Annotated in this window: 16 protein-coding genes; 9 read left to right on the plus strand and 7 right to left on the minus strand. The window is 71.8% G+C overall.

All coding sequences use genetic code 11. From position 1 onward, the window contains the following. Nucleotides 1-477: 477 nt before the first annotated feature. Nucleotides 478-1,806, minus strand: coding sequence for an MDR family MFS transporter (locus WQO_RS15590; RefSeq protein WP_010063557.1), 1,329 nt, complete (start codon nucleotides 1,804-1,806; stop codon nucleotides 478-480). Between the two features lie 211 nt (nucleotides 1,807-2,017). On the opposite strand from WQO_RS15590, the gene WQO_RS15595 reads away from it, so the two are divergent. Further along, on the plus strand, nucleotides 2,018-2,779 hold the full coding sequence (locus tag WQO_RS15595) for a phosphoglyceromutase (protein ID WP_010063558.1): 762 nt from the start codon (nucleotides 2,018-2,020) through the stop codon (nucleotides 2,777-2,779). A 165-nt stretch (nucleotides 2,780-2,944) separates the two neighbouring features. Here the strand turns inward: WQO_RS15595 and WQO_RS15600 are convergent, their stop codons facing one another. Beyond that, nucleotides 2,945-3,442, minus strand: coding sequence for a hypothetical protein (locus WQO_RS15600; RefSeq protein WP_029182618.1), 498 nt, complete (start codon nucleotides 3,440-3,442; stop codon nucleotides 2,945-2,947). 221 nt (nucleotides 3,443-3,663) lie between these two features. Here WQO_RS15600 and WQO_RS36790 point away from each other — a divergent pair, with 221 nt between their 5' ends. Both WQO_RS36790 and WQO_RS36795 read left to right on the plus strand, forming a co-directional pair. Further along, a complete protein-coding gene (locus WQO_RS36790; protein WP_237274130.1) occupies nucleotides 3,664-3,921 on the plus strand; it encodes a hypothetical protein in 258 nt (85 codons plus the stop codon). Continuing rightward, nucleotides 3,921-4,085, plus strand: coding sequence for a hypothetical protein (locus WQO_RS36795; protein ID WP_237274131.1), 165 nt, complete (start codon nucleotides 3,921-3,923; stop codon nucleotides 4,083-4,085). The genes WQO_RS36790 and WQO_RS36795 overlap by 1 nt, the downstream gene beginning before the upstream one ends. A 21-nt stretch (nucleotides 4,086-4,106) precedes the next feature. Here WQO_RS36795 and WQO_RS15610 read toward each other — a convergent pair whose 3' ends face one another. Further along, the gene (locus tag WQO_RS15610; RefSeq protein ID WP_010063560.1) at nucleotides 4,107-4,850 is read right to left on the minus strand and encodes a class I SAM-dependent DNA methyltransferase; all 744 of its coding nucleotides are present in this window, start codon (nucleotides 4,848-4,850) and stop codon (nucleotides 4,107-4,109) included. A 98-nt stretch (nucleotides 4,851-4,948) separates the two neighbouring features. Here WQO_RS15610 and WQO_RS15615 point away from each other — a divergent pair, with 98 nt between their 5' ends. The 3 genes from WQO_RS15615 (at nucleotide 4,949) to WQO_RS15625 (ending at nucleotide 5,973) form a co-directional block, all read left to right on the plus strand. Continuing rightward, nucleotides 4,949-5,335, plus strand: coding sequence for a YunG family protein (locus WQO_RS15615; RefSeq protein WP_010063562.1), 387 nt, complete (start codon nucleotides 4,949-4,951; stop codon nucleotides 5,333-5,335). Nucleotides 5,336-5,485: 150 nt separating this feature from the next. Beyond that, nucleotides 5,486-5,734 (plus strand): hypothetical protein, encoded by a 249-nt coding sequence (locus WQO_RS15620; protein WP_010063563.1) that lies wholly within the window; start codon nucleotides 5,486-5,488, stop codon nucleotides 5,732-5,734. After that, nucleotides 5,731-5,973, plus strand: coding sequence for a hypothetical protein (locus tag WQO_RS15625; protein WP_010063564.1), 243 nt, complete (start codon nucleotides 5,731-5,733; stop codon nucleotides 5,971-5,973). The genes WQO_RS15620 and WQO_RS15625 overlap by 4 nt, the downstream gene beginning before the upstream one ends. Nucleotides 5,974-6,036: 63 nt before the next feature. Here the strand turns inward: WQO_RS15625 and WQO_RS15630 are convergent, their stop codons facing one another. After that, nucleotides 6,037-6,837 carry a hypothetical protein gene (locus tag WQO_RS15630; RefSeq protein WP_010063565.1) on the minus strand — a complete coding sequence of 267 codons (801 nt, stop codon included), beginning with the start codon at nucleotides 6,835-6,837 and terminating at the stop codon, nucleotides 6,037-6,039. 218 nt (nucleotides 6,838-7,055) lie between these two features. Here WQO_RS15630 and WQO_RS15635 point away from each other — a divergent pair, with 218 nt between their 5' ends. Next, nucleotides 7,056-8,069: a phosphotransferase family protein gene (locus WQO_RS15635; protein ID WP_058953999.1), complete on the plus strand. Its 1,014-nt coding sequence runs from the start codon at nucleotides 7,056-7,058 to the stop codon at nucleotides 8,067-8,069. A 16-nt stretch (nucleotides 8,070-8,085) separates the two neighbouring features. Here WQO_RS15635 and WQO_RS15640 read toward each other — a convergent pair whose 3' ends face one another. The 3 genes from WQO_RS15640 to mshA form a co-directional block, all read right to left on the minus strand. Continuing rightward, on the minus strand, nucleotides 8,086-9,837 hold the full coding sequence (locus WQO_RS15640; RefSeq protein WP_010063568.1) for a glycosyl hydrolase family 28-related protein: 1,752 nt from the start codon (nucleotides 9,835-9,837) through the stop codon (nucleotides 8,086-8,088). Between the two features lie 130 nt (nucleotides 9,838-9,967). Further along, on the minus strand, nucleotides 9,968-10,480 hold the full coding sequence (locus tag WQO_RS15645) for a type III secretion system chaperone family protein (RefSeq protein ID WP_010063570.1): 513 nt from the start codon (nucleotides 10,478-10,480) through the stop codon (nucleotides 9,968-9,970). Nucleotides 10,481-10,526: 46 nt separating this feature from the next. Then, nucleotides 10,527-11,879, minus strand: coding sequence for a D-inositol-3-phosphate glycosyltransferase (gene mshA / locus WQO_RS15650; protein WP_010063571.1), 1,353 nt, complete (start codon nucleotides 11,877-11,879; stop codon nucleotides 10,527-10,529). A gap of 202 nt (nucleotides 11,880-12,081) precedes the next feature. Here mshA and WQO_RS15655 point away from each other — a divergent pair, with 202 nt between their 5' ends. Beyond that, nucleotides 12,082-12,867 (plus strand): hypothetical protein, encoded by a 786-nt coding sequence (locus WQO_RS15655; RefSeq protein WP_010063572.1) that lies wholly within the window; start codon nucleotides 12,082-12,084, stop codon nucleotides 12,865-12,867. A gap of 217 nt (nucleotides 12,868-13,084) precedes the next feature. Continuing rightward, nucleotides 13,085-14,170: a C40 family peptidase gene (locus tag WQO_RS15660; protein ID WP_029182619.1), complete on the plus strand. Its 1,086-nt coding sequence runs from the start codon at nucleotides 13,085-13,087 to the stop codon at nucleotides 14,168-14,170. Nucleotides 14,171-14,490: the final 320 nt, after the last annotated feature.

Raw genomic sequence — 14,490 nt, forward strand, 5'->3', positions numbered from 1 at the left:
CGACGCGCAGTCGAGGGCGCGCGAGGGACGGATCGGGGGCGCCTCCGGCGTACCACCGGCGCTTCGCCGGCGTACGCGAGTCGCACATCCGTTCCTGCGCGTGTGCGCCGTTGATGCGCCCGCCGGGATGGGCATGCAATGGGGCGTGGGGCGGCGCCATGGCCGTGAGCGGTGGGTCATGCCGTACGTCCCCGGCGGCGGCGCACCGGCGTCCGCCGCCCAGCCGTATGCCCCGAGGAGGGACCATGGCCGATTCCCCCACGACCGAACCCCAGCAGGAGACCCCGACCGAAGTGGTGCACCTGACCTTGCTCGGTGCCTGCGGATGCGGGTCGGGCTGCGGGTGCGGCTGCCAGTCCGGTGCCCCGTGCCAGTGCGGAGGCTGCTCCGGCTGACCCGTACCCGTACAGGTACATGGACGAGAAGCGCGCGGTGCCCGCCCGGACCCCCGTTCCGGATGGGCACCGCGCGCCGTTTTCAGCAGGCCCGCTCGACCGCCGCCGCGGGTGCGGCCTCCGGTTCGGCCTGGTCCGGGCGGGCCTCGGCCGGGACGGGCGCGGGCTCGGGCAGGGCGTCCGCCGCGGGGTGCTCCTCGCGCGGCAGGTTGCGCATCAGCAGCCAGTACCCGAGGCCGGCGACGGTGCCGATGACGGCGCAGGCGGCCCAGAGCCAGGCGGCGCCGTAGTGGTCGATCACGAAGCCGGACATCAGCGGTGCGACGAGCGCGGCCACCGACCAGGACATCGTGTACATGCCCTGGTAGCGGCCCCGGCCCTTCGCGGGCGAGAGCTGGACGACGATCCCGGTCTGGGTGGGCGCGTTCACGATCTCGGCCAGCGTCCAGACGCAGACGGTGAGGGCGTAGGCCGCGACCGATCCGGCGAAGGCGGTGAGTCCGAAACCGTACCCGGCGAGCAGCGAGGAGATGATCAGCAGCCGACGCGGGTCGCGGTCCTGGATGAAGCGGGTGACGGGGATCTGGAGGACCACGATCAGCACGCCGTTGACGGCGATGGCGGTGCCGAAGTCGGAGCTGGACAGCCCGTCCGTGCCCATCGCCACCGGCAGCCCCACGTACCCCTGCTGGAAGATCAGCGACACCAGGAACGACAGCCCCACGACGCCCATGAAGCGCCCGTCGCGCAGGACGGTGGTGAGCCGCACCTCGTCCCTCGGCCGCTTGCCGCCGACGCTCTTGACCACGGCTTCCTCGGGCCGTGACTCCGGCACCTTCAGGAAGACGAGGACGGCGCAGGCGAGGGTCATCAGGGCCTCGCCGAGGAAGCCGGCGAGGTAGCTGTACTCGGCGATGAACCCGGCCCCGGCGGAGGAGATCGCGAAGCCGAGGTTGATGGCCCAGTAGTTGAGCGAGAAGGCCCGGACGCGGTCCCTCGGGGGCACGATGTCCGCCATCATCGCCTGGACGGCGGGCCGGGAGGCGTTGCTCGCCATGCCGACGAAGAACGCCACGGCGGCGATGGCGAAGGGGTGCTGCATGAACCCGAGCACCGCCACGGACACGGCGGTGGACGTCTGGGCGACCAGCATGGTGGGCCGCCGCCCGAGCCGGTCGGTCATCACGCCGGCGCCGAGCGAGGAGATGACCCCGCCGAGCCCGTGGAGGGCGGCGACGAGCCCCGCGTACGAGGCGGAGTAGCCCCGGTCCAGGGTCAGGTAGAGGGCCATGAAGGTCGCGACGAACGCGCCGAGGCGGTTGACGAGGGTGCTGGTCCACAGCCACCAGAACTCGCGGGGCATCCCGGAGACGGTCTCGCGGGCGGCGGTGCGCAGACCGGCGACGGACATAAGGATTCCCCCCACGGGACGGACGGATATGGAGACGGGCCTCGGGTAACACCCCCGACCCCGTTCGAGACATTACGAAGCCCGGCTCCCCGACCGCCACTGGATTGACGCCCCCCGTCAATCGTCCGCGCGCCGGGCGCCCGGAGCCCGGCGTTGTCCGCGTTACGGGCGGGCGCGCGGGGGTCGCACGGGTTCGATTACGCTCGGGCTCATGGCCGACGCACCGTACAAGCTGATCCTCCTCCGCCACGGCGAGAGCGAATGGAACGCGAAGAACCTGTTCACCGGTTGGGTGGACGTCAACCTCACCGAAAAGGGCGAGAAGGAAGCAGTCCGCGGCGGTGAGCTGCTCAAGGACGCCGGTCTGCTCCCCGACGTCCTGCACACCTCCCTCCAGCGCCGCGCGATCCGCACCGCGCAGCTGGCCCTGGAGTCCGCCGACCGCCTGTGGATCCCGGTCCGCCGCTCCTGGCGCCTGAACGAGCGCCACTACGGTGCGCTCCAGGGCAAGGACAAGGCCCAGACGCTCGCCGAGTTCGGCGAGGAGCAGTTCATGCTGTGGCGCCGCTCGTACGACACCCCGCCGCCGCCGCTGGCCCGCGACGCCGAGTACAGCCAGTTCGACGACCCGCGCTACGGGACGCTCCCCCCGGAGCTGCGCCCGGACACGGAGTGCCTGAAGGACGTCGTCGTCCGCATGCTCCCGTACTGGTTCGACAGCATCGTCCCGGACCTCCTCACGGGCCGCACGGTCCTGGTCGCCGCGCACGGCAACAGCCTCCGCGCCCTGGTGAAGCACCTGGACGGCATCTCGGACGAGGACATCGCGGGCCTCAACATCCCGACCGGCATCCCGCTCTCCTACGAGCTCGACGCCGACTTCAAGCCGCTGAAGCCGGGCGGCACGTACCTGGACCCGGATGCGGCGAAGGCTGCGATCGAGGCCGTGAAGAACCAGGGCAAGAAGAAGTAGAGAAAGCCATCAGGCCCCTCACCTGCGTTTTTCGGTCAGGTGAGGGGCCATTGCGTTTCTCGGCCCGCCGGGGCGGCAGCTGGAGCAACTGGTCATTTGTGAAAGCACGGGACCAGAATGCTTCTCACGGAGACCGGCTGTTTCCCTGTTCCCCGGCAGCGGGGGTTACCCCGGGGGCGGTGGCACGCGGGGGTGGGCTGCCAGGCGGCGGGCCTCGGCCGTGACCTCGGCGTCGACCTGGTCCACGGTTCTGTCGCCGTATTCGAGAACGTCGTACTCGTCGTCGAGCTCGGCAAGCCATTCCGTCAGGGGCAGTTCGTGTCCGTAGCGCTGGTGGATCCGGAACGTGAGCTCCCGAGGCTTCAGATCGCCGGCGAGCATGCGTCGTGCGAGCGCTCGCACGACGGCTTCCTGGGCGGCCTCGCCGGCTGCCGGATGGAAGGTGAGGCCGAGTTCCTCAAGTGCTGGGGGAAGCAGGTCGTAGACGTCGTAGTCCGCCTCGGCGCGCGTGCGGGCGGCGAGGATCCGAAGGGCGGGAGTGTCGAGTCCCGCGACGAGAGCATCGCAGGCGGCATCGACGACCTCGCTCGCACTGATTTCCCCCGCACTCCAGAGAGCGGCGTTGTCCTGTAGTGCGATTGCTGCTGCTTCGGTCGACGTCACTCGCTCATCTTCGCCTTCGGGGTGCGTCACGGTCGAGCAGGTTCTGTGGCCGGAATACGGGTCGCCTCACCGTGCGCAGGCCGCCGGGTATGCAGGGCTGATGACCTCGGAGGTCATTGATGGCCTCCAGGGGGCCGCCTAACTTCAGCACTGTTCGGCGGCCCCGCGGAGATTCCTCTTCCGTATCGGGCAACTCCCTTGTGCACGAAAGGAAGACAACAATGGCTTCGACGCAGCACGACCGGGTTGCCTCAGACGCGAGGGCGACGGGAACCGACGGTTTCGCGCGGCTGGCGCTCAAGCTGGACGCGGTGGCCACCGGCCTCAACGGCATCGCGTACCTGGCGCTCGCCACGGTCCTCGACTCCTTCTTCGGCGTCCCGACGACGGCCCAGTATCCCGTCGGGGTGTTCCTGCTGCTCTACGCGGTGGGAGTGCTCGCCATCGGGACGCGGATGAGATCAGCCGCGCGGGACTGATGGCGGTCATCGTGGCGAACCTGCTGTGGTTCGTGCTCAGCCTGGTGGTCGTGGTCTCCGGTGCGCTCTCACCGACCGGCGTCGGTGCGGTCTGGATCGTGCTGCAGAGCCTGACCGTCGGCAGCTTCGCCGTCCTCCAGTGCATCGGGCTCAAGCGCATGTGAGCTCGTCCGGGGCGGCGGACCTCAGGCCACCGGCTTGCGCCACACCGAGATGTGCTGGCCGGAGTCCGGGCCGAACGGCGTTCCGTCCCAGTCCTCGGCCCGGCTCTCCAGCTCCAGCCCCGCGATACGGGCCATCAGGTCCAGTTCGGCCGGCCAGGCGTAGCGCTGGCGGCAGGTGCCTCGGCGGTAGCGGCCTCCGTCGCCGTCGCGGGTGAAGTGGTGCGAGACGAGGGTCTGTTCGACCAGGTCGAAGGTGTCGAAGCCGAGATGCCGCTCGGACACGTCGAACGGCACCGCGGTCTGGCCGGGCGGCAGGAACCGCAGCGGCGGCACGGTCAGTTCGATGACGAACCGGCCGCCGGGGGCCAGATGGCGGGCCGCGTTCTCGAAGCATGCGACCTGTTCGTCCTGGGTGAGCAGGTTCCCGATGGTGTTGTAGACGAGGTAGACCAGGGTGAATTCGCCGGGGACGACCGTGGTGGCCATGTCCCCGATCACCACCGGGAGCGTCTCCTCGTCGGCCTTGCGGCGGAGCACCGCCGCCATCGGCTCGGACAGTTCGATGCCCGTCACCGGTACGCCCCGTCGCCGCAGCGGCACGCCCACGCGGCCGGTACCGATGGCGAACTCCAGGGCCCGGCCGTTCCCGGCGAGTTCGGCGAGGAAGTCGAGGGTCGGTTCGAGGGCGGCGGGCGAGGAGTTCTCGGCCTCCTCGGCGTCGTAGCGGTCGGCGGTCTCTCGGGTCCACAGTTCGCTGCTGGTCACGGGCGACCACTCTGCCGGGCGCCCGGGATGTCTGTCGACGCAATTCCCGGAGCCACGGAGCGGCGGCGCTGTCAGTGCCCCCTGCCACGATGGCCACCATGACGATCCACCTCCTCACCGACATCGAGCAGGCCCTGCGCAGCAGTTGGAGCGCCGAGACCTGCACCCCGGAGTACCGCGACCGCTGGACTCCGGACAATCCGGCGCGCGATCAGTGCGGGGTCACCGCCATGGTGCTCAACGACCTGCTCGGCGGGGAGCTGGTCCGGGGTGAGGTGCAGGTCGACGGGGTGCGCACCGACTTCCACTGGTGGAACCGGCTGGGCCTGGGCGTAGAAGTCGATCTGACCCGGGAGCAGTTCGGGCCCGAGGAGGTCGTCGTGGGCGGTGAGGTCGTCGTGCGGCCGCCCGGTGAGCTGCCGCGGCTCCAGGAGGAGTACGCGCTCCTGCGCGACCGGGTGGCGGCGAAGCTCGGGCGGAGCTGAGCCCGAAGTGCCGTGTGGCAGCAGATCCGTGGCCGATCCGTGCCTTGCCGGGTCGGCCGGAATTGCCCTCGTACGCACTACGGTGAGCCCATGCCGTCACGCCATCCGTGACGGCGACCTTCCAGGGCAAGGAGATCGGGGAGAGCGATCATGGGTGAGTCTCTGAAGACCTTCGTCGGCGGTACCGAGGTCGAGGTGCCCAACAGCATCCCGGACATCCGGGCGACGCTCCCCGAGGAGAGACGCGAGGAGTTCGACCTCGCAATCAACGAGGCGGGGGTGCACGAGATCCAGGCCGTCATGCGGCACTGGATGCTGGAGGCCGTCCCCGATCCCGAGGCCGAGAAGATCCTGGACCGGCTGGCGCGGGACGAGGCCGAGAGGCGGAGCGTCGCTTGAGCTTCCGCATCTCCTACGCACCGCCCGCCGACGACACCCTGGCCAAGATGCACGGCGGCGAGTCCTTCCGGGACGCGATGGTCCGCACCCTCGGCGACGAGCCGTACGGGCACGCCTCCTCCGCCGTCAAGAGCGAACGGGACCGGCGTGAGGCGACCGTCGCCGGGGCCATCGTCCTCTACTACGTCTCCCGGTCCGTCCTGACCGTGACCGTCGTCCGGCTCGTGCCTCTGCCCTGATCCCCCACGGCCGCGGCGCCCCTGCCCCGTGGTGGATCAGGGCAGAGCCGCCAGGGCCTGTCGTCAGGCGAGCTTCTTGTCCTGCGCCGCCACGACCGCGGCCGGCAGCTCGAACGTGACCTTCTCGCCGCCCGCCGCCGCCAGGTTGAAGGCGAAGAACGTCGCCACGGAGCTTCCCTTGCGCAGCGCCACCAGCTTGACCGGCGTGGTGGCGCCGTCGGACTCGGAGGTGACCGTCCAGGCCAGGGCCTCGTCGCCGCCGGTGATCTTCTCCTCGGTCATCGAGACGACCTTCGTCGGCGTCCCCGCGACCGTGGCGGTGAAGCCGCCCGCGCAGTCCGCCGCGGCCTTCTTCAGCGCGGCGAAGGCGTCCGGTCCTGCCGTCCCCTCGTACGAGCTCAGCGCGACGAACGTGGACGTCAGGTTGAAGGCGTCCTTGAACGCGTCGGCACCCTCGCCCTTCGCCGCGTCCTCCAGCGACTTCTCGCCATCGGCCTTCGGCTCGTCGATGACCTTGCGCTTCGTGGTGGCCACCGCGCCCTCCTGCGCCACGCCGGACAGGGCGTGGGCGACCGGCAGGCAGGCCTCCTTGTCGACCTTGACGCCGTCCGCCGGGACCTCGTCGGCCGGGCCGGCCTTGGTGATCTTGGTGTCCTTCACGTCACCCTGGGCGAGGGTGGCCTTCTCCAGCTCGGCGGCGGTGAGCGCCTTGGCGGGGGTCTTCGGGGCCGAGCTGCTCCCGTTCGCGGCGCCCTTCTCGTCCTTGCCGTCGGCGTCCGACGAGCCGCTGCAGGCGGTGGCCAGCAGGGCGAGGGCGGCCGCGGAGGCGGCGAGGGCGGTACGTCGTACGGCAGTGGCGCGCATGGTTCTTCTCTCCGGTTCGGTGAGCAACCGCCCCTCTTCCGTACGGCACTTCGACGCCGTCTGGGACGGGCCGTCGCAGTGATGCACACCTTACGATCGAACCCGTGAGCGAAGACCGGTCCGACGACGCCCCTCCGCGATCGTGATTCCGTTGTGATCATCCTGTGAATGCACTGTGCGGAAGGGCTGTACAACCCTCCCGAAAGGACGTCATCCGCGTGTCCTACCAGGCCCCCGCCACCCCTCCGCTCCCCCGCGTTCTCGACGCCCTCGGGGTCGGCGAGCGCGACATCGCGGCGACCGTCCCGCTCACCGGCGGCACGTACAACACCGTCACCCGCGTCACGCTCGCCGACGGCCGCGACTGGGTGGTCAAGACGCCCCCGCCGCACACCGCCGCCCTGCGCTACGAACGCGACCTGCTGGTCAACGAGGTCGCGTTCTACACCGCCGCCGCGCGGGCCGGCGGTCCCGCGATCCCCCGGGTCGTCCGCAGCGAGACCGATCCGGCCGCGCCGACCGGCGCGTACCTGGTCATGACCGCCTGCCCCGGCCGGCCCTGGCACGAGGTGGCTCCCACGGCGGACGACGGGGACGAGCCCCGGCTACGCGCCGAACTCGGCCGGATCGTCGGGCAGTTGCACGGAGCGACCGGCGCCGCCACGTCCGGGTTCGGCTATCCCGCCGAGCCGTTCGGGCCCCTCGCCCCCACTTGGCGTACCGCGTTCACGGCGATGACCGAGGCGGTGCTCGCCGACGCCGAGACCTACCGGGCCCGGCTGCCGTACCCCGTCGGCGACATCCGTGCGGTGCTGGCGGGCGCGGCCCCCGTCCTGGAAGAGGTGACCCGGCCCGCCCTCGTGCACTTCGACCTGTGGCCGGGGAACCTGCTGGTCACGGGCGAGCCGGGCGCGCGCACGATCGGCGGGGTCGTCGACGGGGAGCGGATGTTCTGGGGTGACCCGGTGGCCGACTTCGTCTCGCTCGCGCTCTTCGGGGACATCGAGCGGGACCGGGGGTTCCTCGCCGGGTACGCCGAAGCCCGGGGCCGCGAGGTGGAGTTCACGGATGCGCTCCGGACCCGCTATGCGCTGTACCGGAGTTACCTCTACCTCATCATGCTCGTCGAGACCGTTCCTCGTGCCGTCGGGTCCGAAGCCGCCGATGAGACGTGGGAGTTGGTCGCTCCTCATCTTGCCGACGCCCTGGACGCGGCCGGGAAGGGCTGCTGAGGGCCCCGGAAGCGCGTCAGCGCAAGCGCACACCCCGCTGCGCCTCGTACAGGTTGGCCGGGCGGACCGTCGCCGGACTCCCGTACGCCTCCAGGCGGGCGTGCAGGTCGCCGGGGAAGTCGGGGACGTCGATCTGGCCGAACTCCCGTACCTCGTTGATGCCCACGGTCGCGCTGTACGGGGCGAGGCCGTCGATCTTCATCAGCCCGGCCCGCTCGTTGGTGACCCGGATGTTCCAGTGGGTGAAGCGCGCCCCGAACAGCGGGCCCGCGCTCGCGTCGCCGCCGTGCACGCCGTCGTTGTTCACGGTGATGTCGGTGCGGACGTTGGCGAACGGCATGCCCCGGTGCGAGTCGAACGTGCCCGTCTCCATCCGGCCGCGCGACCAGACGTTGTAGCTGGACAGGCCCTCGACGTTGATGCCGTGGAGCTGGGTGCCGGCGGGCGCGGGGGTCGTGCGGGCGGCGATGGTGAAGTCCTCGACCAGGTTGTCGTGCGAGCCCTCGCGGCAGTAGTACGGGTGGTGCGCGCCGCGCCCCTCGACCTTCGTCCGGCGCAGGGTGCAGGCGGACGCGCCGATCAGGCCGAAGCCGTTGTCGACGTGCCGGACGGTGACGTCGTCGGCCCAGCAGTCGTACGCGCACTGGAACGCGAGCCCGTTGAACCCCTGGTCCAGCAGGTGCGGGGCCTGCGGCTTCTCGGCCGCCTCCAGGGTGAGGCCCTCGACGCCGGACCCGGTGAGCGGGGTGACGAGCGTGGTCAGCCGAGGGTCCCACTCGGGGCGCAGGTCGAGCGGGAGCGGGCGTTCCAGGGTGATCCGGCGGCCCCGGACGCCCGTGACGCGGACCGGCCATTCGTAGGGGACGTACGAGGTCAGCTTGGTCTTGTCGGCCCAGGCGTACGCCCGCGCGCCCGCGCCGTCGCCCGCCATGTGCTGGAGCAGCGTGTGGCCGGTGTGGTCGGCGAGGCGGAGGAGGACGAGCCGGCCGGGGCGCAGATTCCGGGCGTCGGCGACGGTGACCGTACGGTCGCCCCGGCGGGCGGGGGCCGGGACGGCGAGGGTGCGCCACGCGTCGCGGCGGTTGCCGGTCCAGCCCTCGAAGGGCCACTCCCGGGCGCGGATCGCGTCGGTCAGCGAGGCCCAACGGTCTTTCGGGCAGAGCCAGATGAGACCGCCGGCCCAGGACCAGCTGGACTTGTCGCCGCCGTAGCGGCTGCCGTAGACGCCGATGAGTTCGGTGAGGCTGCGGGTCGCGTACAGCGTCGTCGCCCCGCTGCCCGCGCCGCGCACCACGACGTCGCTGTGGCCGATGCGGATGACGTCGTCGATGCGGTACGTGCCGGCCGGGATGGTCACCGTGCCGCCGCCGCGCTCTCCGGCGGCGGCGATGGCACGGTTGATCGCGGCCGCGGCGTCGGCCGAGCCGTCGGGGCGGGCTCCGTGGTCGCGTACGACGTCGATGACGAGGTCGCGCCCGCCACGGCGCGGGAGGCCGGAGCCCGCGCGGTAGCCGGCGCGGCCGACGAAGGGGATCTGGGGGTGGGTGAGGGGGGAGGCGGTGAACTCCCGCCACAGGGTGGCGTCCTGGATCGGGCGGGCCGGGCGGACCGCCGAGGCGTGGGCCGTCCCGGTCGTGGCGGCTCCGGTCGCGACGGACGCCACGACGGCCACGGCGCCGCCGAGGACCGTACGCCTGGCGACAACCTCCCGGTCGCCCCCGCCACCCCCGCCGCGCCTGCCGCTGCCCGCCCCCCGGTGCGTCGCCATACCCGAGCCGCCTTTCATGTACCTGAATGACGTTCATGTCTGCGTTGGCGGCGAGCATGGCACGACTCGGCGGCGCGGGGAAAGACCCGTGCGCCGCCCGAAGAAGCGAGAATTGAGAAGGGAGCGGGCGTCAGCTCTCGGACGCATCCCGGGTCAGATGACTGAACGCGTCCAGATTCCGGGTCGACTCGCCGCGCGCCACCCGCCACGCGTACTCCTTGCGGATCGAGCTCGCGAAACCCAGCTCCAGCAGGGTGTTGAACGCCCCGTCGGCCGCTTCGAGGATCACGCCGAACAGCCGGTCCAGCTCCTCGGCGGTGACCACCGAGAGGGGGAGCTTGCCGACCAGGTAGACGTCGCCGAGCGAGTCGATCGCGTAACTCACCCCAAACAGGCGGAGGTTGCGCTCCAGCAGCCAGCGGTGCACCTCGGCGTCGTTCTCGTCCGGGTGCCGGACGACGAACGCGTTGAGGGAGAGGGAGTGCTTGCCGACGATCAGGGAACAGGTCGTCGACAGCTTGCGGGTGCCCGGCAGGGTCACGACGTAGTTGCCGCGCTCCGGGCTCTCCCATGCGAGCCCGGCATCGTTCAGCGTCGCCTCGATGACCTGGGCCGCTGCGGTTTCGTCCGGTACGTCAGCCATGCTGCGAGCCTACGACAGGGCCGTACGCCGCACGCGCCCGGCAGCCTCAGCCGTGGTGCGCCCGGGCCCGGCGGCGGTGGTCGCAGAGCGCGGCCGTGTACACGTCGGCGGTCGCCGATGCCGCCGTGTCCCAGCCGAAGGACTGGGCGTGCGCCGCGGCGGCCGCCCCCATCCGGTCGACCAGCTCCGGCGCGTCCGCGAACCGCCCGAGCGCGCGGGCGTACGCCTCCGGTTCGTGCCCGGGTATCAGGAAGCCGCTGACCTCGTCGCGCACCGCGACCGGCAGTCCGCCCACGGCCGCCGCGACCACCGGCGTCCCGGTCGCCTGGGCCTCGATGGCGACCAGGCCGAAGGACTCGCTGTACGACGGCATGACCAGCACCGACGCGGCCCGGAACCAGTCCGCCAGCAGGTCCTGGCCCACCGGCGGGCAGAACCGTACGACGTCGGCGATGCCGAGGCGCGCGGCCAGCTTCTGGAGCCCCTCGGGCTTGGCGAGCCCGCTGCCGCTCGGTCCGCCGACCACCGGCACCACGATGCGCGAGCGCAGCGACGGATCCCTCTCCAGCAGCACGGCCACCGCGCGCAGCAGCACGTCCGGGGCCTTCAGCGGCTGGATGCGGCCCGCGAAGAGCGGGATCAGCGCGTCCTGCGGCAGGCCGAGCCGGGCGCGCGCGGCGGCGCGGCCGTCGGCCCGCCGGAAGCGGTCGAGGTTGACGCCGGGGTGGACGACGGCGACGGCGGCCGGATCGGCGCCGTAGAAGCGGACGAGTTCGTCGGCCTCCTCGGCGGTGTTGGCGATCAGCCGGTCGGAGGCGTTCACGATCTGGCTCTCGCCGATGACCCGGGCGGGCGGCTCGGGGGTGTCGCCCTCGGCGAGCGCGGCGTTCTTGACCTTGGCCATGGTGTGCATGGCGTGCACGAGCGGGACGCCCCAGCGCTGCGCGGCGAGCCAGCCGACCTGGCCGGAGAGCCAGTAGTGGGAGTGCACGAGGTCGTAGTAGCCGGGGCGCTGACCGGCCCAGGCCTGCATCACGCCGTGGGTGAAGGCGCAGAGCTGGGCGGGCAGGTCCTCCTTGGCGAGGCCTTCGTACGGTCCGGCGTCGACGTGCCGGACCAGGACGCCGGGGGCCAGTTCGACCGCGGGGGCCAGGGAGCCGGTGGTCGCCCGGGTGAAGATCTCGACCTCGATGTCGATCGCGGCGAGGCGCTTGGCCAGTTCGACAATGTAGACGTTCATCCCGCCCGCGTCGCCGGTACCGGGCTGGTGGAGGGGGGAGGTGTGCACGGAGAGCATCGCGATGCGGCGCGGCCTGCGGGAGGCACCGGAGAAGCCTCCGGGGAACCTGAGCCGCGCGGCCGTCCGGGTGGAGCCGAGCCGGGAGACGTACTGGCTCACCTCGTCGGTCCTCCTCATCAGGGGCATGCTTCGAGGAGGGGCGTGGGGTCCCTCCGACGGTCGAAACAGTGGAATGCCGCCTTTCATTTCCGCTTTGCCAAATCATTACGCGGCCCACGGCGCGTCACCCCGCGCGCCCGCCCGGCCCGGGCGGGACCAGGCGGAACCGAGTACCCCGCACCGCGTCGCCTACGCTCGACCCATGCGCCAGCGCCCCATCGGCACCGCCACCCGCGGGACCACCAACCCGAACCGGCTGCGCCGCATGGACCGCTGGATCGCCGACGCGCACGGCCCCGCCCTGCGCCGCGCCGGGACGCCGGTGGCCGTCGATCTCGGGTACGGGGCGGCCCCCTGGACCGCGGTCGAACTGCTGGCCCGACTCCGTACCGCCGAGCCCCGCACCGCCGTGGCGGGCATCGAGATCGACCCGGACCGGGTCGCGGCGGCGAAGCCGTACGAGCGGGAGGGGCTCACCTTCGTGCACGGGGGCTTCGAGGTGCCCCTGGCGGTGCGGCCCCTGCTCATCCGCGCGGCCAACGTGCTGCGCCAGTACGACGAGGACCAGGTCGCCGAGGTCTGGGCGCGGCTGTGTTCCCGCCTCGACGCGGACGGGCTCCTGGTGGAGGGCACCTGCGACGAGATCGGCCGCCGGCATGTCTGGGTGGCGCTGGGGCCCGAGGGGCCGCGCACGGTCACCTTCGCGACCCGGCTCGGCTCGCTGGAGCGCCCCTCGGACCTCGCGGAACGGCTGCCGAAGGCGCTGATCCACCGCAATGTGCCGGGCGAGCCGGTCCACGCGTTCCTGCGGGACTTCGACCGGGCGTGGGCGGCGGCCTCCCCGTACGCCTCGCTGGGCGCGCGGCAGCGCTGGATCGCGGCGGTGCGGGCGGTGGCGGCCGACTGGCCGGTGACGGACGGCGTACGGCGGTGGCGGCAGGGCGAGATCACCGTGGAGTGGGACGCGTTGCGGCCCGCCGGGCACTGAAGTCCTCCCCCATCGGGCAGAGACCGCCCGCTCCGGGAACGCCGCGGGGGCATCGCTCGTCCCTGTGGGTGGGGATGACGAAGTGGCCCTGTGCGGGCGCTGTGTGACGTGCCAGGTGCCGTCGGCCTCTGTTGCTTTGGAGGACGACATGGCACGATCGCGACGTTGCCGAAAAGTTACTGACGGTAAGTCAGGTATGCGCCCGGAGGGGGAGCTCGTGAACCGACGCCACTGCGCCACGGCCGCCATCACGCTGGTCTGTGCCCTGGCCCTGCTGACGTCCACGGGCCAGGCCTCGGCCGCCCCGGTTCCGGAGCCCTCGCCCTCCTCGTCCTCCGCCCCTGCCGGTTCGCCGCAGCGCTACTCCAACGCGGACCTGGAGAAGGTCCGCGAGCGGATCGAGACGCTGTACCGGAAGGCGGGCGCGGCGACCGACGCGTACAACCTCGCCGAGGAGCAGACGAAGAAGCAGTCCGGCGAGATCGTGAAGCTGGCCAAGGCGATCGTCGACGGCCAGGCGCGTATCGCCGCGCTGAAGGACCGGGCCGGCGCCCAGGCCCGCGAGCAGTACCGCAACGGCGGTCTGCCGCCCGGCGCGCAGCTGGCCCTGAGCAACGACCCGAAGCTCTTCCTGGACGGGATCAACAAGGTCCGCCAGGGCCAGCAGGCCTCCAAGTCGCTGCTGACCGAGCTGAACCAGACGCAGCAGGACCTGGAGACGTACACCCAGGACGCCAGCGCCAACTGGGAGAAGCTGGAAGCGAACCGGGTCAAGCAGGCCAAGGCCAAGAAGAAGATCAACGCGCAGATCAAGGCGGCGGAGAAGCTCGAATCGCAGCTGGAGAAGAAGGAGCGCGACCGGCTGCGCCAGCTGGAGCAGGACGCGGCGAACGAGGCGCAGACCGCCTGGCTCTCCTCCGGCGCGATCAAGGACGTCAGCGGCGAGGCGAGCGAGGCCGGAGCGGCGGCGGTGGCCTTCGCGACGGCGCAGATCGGCAAGCCGTACGTCTGGGGGGCCGAGGGCCCCGGTTCGTACGACTGCTCCGGCCTGACCTCCCAGGCCTGGCTGGCGGCGAAGCGGCCGATCCCGCGCACCTCGCAGGAGCAGTGGCGGCTGCTGCCGCGCATCGACGTCCAGGACATGCGCCCCGGCGACCTGATCATCTACCACGCCGACGCCAGCCACGTCGGGATGTACGTCGGAGACGGCGCGATCGTCCACTCCCCGCGCCCCGGCCGCAACGTCACGCTGGCGGGCGCGGGCTCGATGAAGATCCTCGGCGTGGTCCGCCCGGACAAGTAGGGGACCCACCGGACCGGCAGGGACCCACCGGGGTGACCGGGCCCACCGGGGTGACCGGGGCCACGCGAGCGGGGCCACGTGAGCGGGGCCACGCCGCCGTCCACGGCCGCGTGATGTTTGTCATGGGCGCTTCCGCCCCCGTACGGCCGCCCATCGCGCCGGATCCGTGCCGGGACGCGGCTTATGACGGCGCATATGACAGGGGCCGATCCCCGCGCGCCATTCCGTTCCACCGCCGCGGACCGCTATCGTCCCCGACTGGCGGATCGTCGATCGTCGACCCGCCGCGCCCTCGGGGGGAGGGAAGGAAACCCGAACCG

This window comes from Streptomyces globisporus C-1027 (assembly GCF_000261345.2).
GTDB classification, from domain to species: Bacteria; Actinomycetota; Actinomycetes; order Streptomycetales; family Streptomycetaceae; genus Streptomyces; species Streptomyces pakalii.

Excerpts from the sequence above, each read along its gene's own strand:
- WQO_RS15615 (WP_010063562.1), top strand. The coding sequence starts at position 4,949 with ATGACGATCCACCTCCTCACCGACATCGAGCAGGCCCTGCGCAGCAGT.
- WQO_RS15620 (WP_010063563.1), top strand. The coding sequence starts at position 5,486 with ATGGGTGAGTCTCTGAAGACCTTCGTCGGCGGTACCGAGGTCGAGGTG.
- WQO_RS15655 (WP_010063572.1), top strand. The coding sequence starts at position 12,082 with ATGCGCCAGCGCCCCATCGGCACCGCCACCCGCGGGACCACCAACCCG.
- WQO_RS36790 (WP_237274130.1), top strand. The coding sequence starts at position 3,664 with ATGGCTTCGACGCAGCACGACCGGGTTGCCTCAGACGCGAGGGCGACG.
- WQO_RS36795 (WP_237274131.1), top strand. The coding sequence starts at position 3,921 with ATGGCGGTCATCGTGGCGAACCTGCTGTGGTTCGTGCTCAGCCTGGTG.
- WQO_RS15595 (WP_010063558.1), top strand. The coding sequence starts at position 2,018 with ATGGCCGACGCACCGTACAAGCTGATCCTCCTCCGCCACGGCGAGAGC.
- WQO_RS15645 (WP_010063570.1), bottom strand. The coding sequence starts at position 10,480 with ATGGCTGACGTACCGGACGAAACCGCAGCGGCCCAGGTCATCGAGGCG.
- WQO_RS15630 (WP_010063565.1), bottom strand. The coding sequence starts at position 6,837 with ATGCGCGCCACTGCCGTACGACGTACCGCCCTCGCCGCCTCCGCGGCC.
- WQO_RS15640 (WP_010063568.1), bottom strand. The coding sequence starts at position 9,837 with ATGGCGACGCACCGGGGGGCGGGCAGCGGCAGGCGCGGCGGGGGTGGC.
- WQO_RS15590 (WP_010063557.1), bottom strand. The coding sequence starts at position 1,806 with ATGTCCGTCGCCGGTCTGCGCACCGCCGCCCGCGAGACCGTCTCCGGG.